Below are 2,514 nucleotides of genomic sequence, written 5' to 3' on the forward strand. Positions count from 1 at the left end.
ACACTACCTCGCGGCTCTCGATCGCGAACTCGACACCGATCCGACCGACACCGATTCGCCGTTCTGACGAGAAACCAGCACTCGCGCGCGACCACGGCTAGATGATCAGATTTCTACGGTTTCTCGTGATCGCCAACATGAACGCGCAGTCAATGGCGTCCAGCGCCATGTGGATGAGAACGCCGACGCCGAAGAGCCGCGTCCGGGGCCAGGCCGCCAACGCCATCCAGATGAGCTGGACCGGCCATTGGTGCAACGGGTGAAACCCGATGCTGCACCGGTTCGGATCGAACAACGGGTCCGCGAGCAGGTGGTCGAGATCGATGAGGTTGGCAGAGAGCATCATCAGCCAGGCTCGCAGGGCGCGTTCGCGGTAGGCGAACCGGGCGACGAGCCCCGGCACGAGGAAGTGAAGCAGGCCATGGAGGAGCGGGCGTACGATGCCCGAAGCGTAGCCGAGACCGGCCTTTTCGGTGCCTCTCTGCGTCGACCGGCTAGGGTCGATGATGAGTTCCCCGGACCGATTGGAAGACGCACAGGGGTCCTGCAGCTGGATCGATGGCTCTTGCATTGCGATGCGAACGCACTGCGTTCCTGGGGTGCATAGGAGTACAACGAGCGTTCGTCTTCCCGACGATTCGCCGGCCGGGGATCGCCCGTCGGGGGGTCAGCGCTCGATCTTGCCGAGGAATGCGTCCGCCTCGGCAATCGAGAGATTGAGTTCGTCGATGAGCTGCTGCACGTCGCCCTGGATTTCGGTGAGGTCGCCTTCGAGCGAGGCGATCGCGGCGGCGTTCAGGTTGTGCTTCAGGTAGAGCACGCGGTCGCGGAACGCGGTGAGGACCGGGGCCATGCGGTCGGCCGCGCGTCGCATCGCGGCGATGAGCTTGGCGTAGGCGCGCCGGGTGTCCTTGAGACGGCGCTTGCTGCCCGCTCGGAGGGTCGCGTCGGAGATCTCGCCGATCTCGTCTTCCCACTCGTCGAAGAGCGCGGCCGCGACGTGCTCGATCGAGTCGATGCGGTCGCGCACGGCCTCGGCACGTGCTTCGCTGCGCTCGTACTCGGTGTGGAGGTCGTCGTAGACGACCTCCAGGTCGCCGCCATCGAAGCTCGTGACGGCCTGGAACGCCTCGAGCGTGGTCTGGAATTGCTCCTGGGCCTCGCGCTGGTCTTCGCGACCGTCCTCGACGCGGTCGACGAGGATGTGGCGCTTCTCGACGCCGACCTGCTCGAGCGCGCCGTAGAGCATCGACTGACAGCCGGCAAGAGAGGCTACCAGGATCAGGACACCGCAGAGCCAGAGCCGCATCGCGCATACGGTAGCGGGTCAGGGAGTCCAATCGATGGTTGGGCGCTCAACGATCTCGGCCCAACCGGCGGTCGTGGCTTCAGGACGGGACCGAGATCTGGAGGCAGTACGTCCGGCTCGTCCGCCACGGGCGACGGGTCGAGATCGTGCCGACCTCCGGGCTCGGCTCGGCCTCGGGGAGTAGGCCGCGCGGCGGCGCCACGTCGGGAGGACACCACGCCCGATCGGTAGATGCTCCGTCAACTACGCGTCGACGGGGGTGGATCCACGTGTTGGGGTACCTCGCCGAGCCACGCCAGCCCCTGCTCGCAGGTCGCGAAGGTCTCGAGGGGGAAGGGCAGCGCGATGAACCAGCCGATCGCGGTCAGGATGCCGCGATGCACGGCCCGCCGGGTGACGTACGCGACTGCCCGGCAGCGCTGCTGGAGTGCCTCCCGGTTTCGGGAGAAGAAGTCGATGAACTGCTTGCGCTCGAGGCTGTTGATGGGCCGGGCGAGGCTGACGTCGTAGAGAAGCTTGAAGGACCGGTCCTGATCCAGGTAGCCCTGGAGCCGGTGCAGGTGTGATTCGAGGTCGGCGGCACTGGGATCCGGCGGCCAGCGGACCTCGACCAGGGGCCAGCGGCTCTCGTCGTAGACGATCCTGCCCACCTCGTCGCCCGGAAGGGCGGACTCTCGCTCCGCGACCACCCGAACCATTGCGCTGTCATCGGACGTCCCCAGCAGGTGCTTGAGACGGCGCGGAGAGCGTAAGCCTGCCGACCCGGTCGTCCATGCCGCGTTGGGAGCGGCATGGAGGTGCGCACCGGACCCTCTCGATCTTCCGAAGAGCTTCCGTCCTTGCGGTGGGATGCCGCTTGCCGGGAGCCGTGGTTGTCTCATCGCCACCCGCATCCCCTCCGGCCCCATGATACGCGCCGCCGGACATTGTGCGGTCAGCGAAACAGGACGGCCCAGTGTCGGGTTCACACGTCCGGCCCCTCCCGGTCGACTACCTCAGGTTGCCCCGGCCAAGCGACGAGCACCTTCGCTGCACACGACCCGTGCCATCCCCGCTCCCGAGCGTCTAGCCCGAATAATTCATGAAGAAGTCGCGTTCCTGAATTGAAGAAGGCCCCAGTTGCGGTAGAAACGTGTTGCGACACGCGTTTCCCCTCAACAAGGGCCCCTTCATGAAGCCGGATACTACCGCACAGACTGTCACCT

At 66.1% G+C, this 2,514-nt stretch carries 3 protein-coding genes; all 3 read right to left on the reverse strand.

From position 1 onward, the window contains the following. Nucleotides 1-97: 97 nt before the first annotated feature. Nucleotides 98-442, reverse strand: a complete 345-nt coding sequence (locus tag GY937_09795; GenBank protein MCP5057002.1) for a hypothetical protein — start codon at nt 440-442, stop codon at nt 98-100. A 225-nt stretch (nt 443-667) separates the two neighbouring features. Continuing rightward, entirely contained in the window at nt 668-1,309 is a 642-nt protein-coding gene (locus GY937_09800; GenBank protein ID MCP5057003.1) for a DUF2959 domain-containing protein, read from the reverse strand. Nucleotides 1,310-1,548: 239 nt separating this feature from the next. Beyond that, nucleotides 1,549-2,007: a hypothetical protein gene (locus tag GY937_09805; protein MCP5057004.1), complete on the reverse strand. Its 459-nt coding sequence runs from the start codon at nt 2,005-2,007 to the stop codon at nt 1,549-1,551. Between the last annotated feature and the right edge of the window lie 507 nt (nt 2,008-2,514).

The sequence above is a fragment of the bacterium genome (assembly GCA_024228115.1).
GTDB lineage: Bacteria > Myxococcota_A > UBA9160 > UBA9160 > UBA6930.